The sequence below is a fragment of the Pseudomonas sp. rhizo25 genome, from assembly GCF_031931935.1.
Lineage (GTDB): Bacteria > Pseudomonadota > Gammaproteobacteria > Pseudomonadales > Pseudomonadaceae > Aquipseudomonas > Aquipseudomonas synxantha.
In genome coordinates this window covers 1-452 of the sequence record NZ_JAUJXA010000056.1, presented here as the reverse complement: position 1 = coordinate 452, position 452 = coordinate 1, and the positions used below count along the sequence as shown (strand labels likewise).

At 54.2% G+C, this 452-nt stretch carries 1 protein-coding gene; it reads right to left on the bottom strand.

What is annotated here, in order from left to right; all coding sequences use genetic code 11:
• Positions 1-271 (bottom strand): DUF6708 domain-containing protein (locus QZR30_RS27910; protein ID WP_322101195.1); only part of this gene is annotated, 271 nt, incomplete at its 3' end.
• Positions 272-452: the final 181 nt, after the last annotated feature.

Sequence of the window (452 nt, the reverse complement as noted above, 5' to 3'; positions counted from 1 at the left end):
CTCGCACGCCCCAGGCGGTGCGGCTGAAGGGTCTGAGGCCGTCGTGGTGGAAGCGGTAAACATAGACTTTGCGTCGGAAACGGTTGAAGCGGATGGGTTCGTCGCGGGGGGCTTCTACGTCCATTCGCCAAAAAAACACGCCTACCCATATAGGGACGATAAACGCGATGAGGCCGAAGAAGTTAAATACAAAAGAAGGCACAGCTCGAGTTGTTATAAAAAGGGTAATCCAAGCGACGGGAGGAATGAGAGAGAACAAAAAAAGAGACATCGCCCCCCAAACGGCGACACCCCGAATTCGGAAGGTCCTACTTGGCAACTCAAGGTAGATATCGTCAACATGATTGGGCGGATTTGAGAGTACGGGAGGGTAGGGTTCAGTGGAGGGCGACTCGTTTGGCCCCGGCAGATCGCGCTTCCAGCCAGGAGCAGGTTTGTCGAGTAAAGGTGTT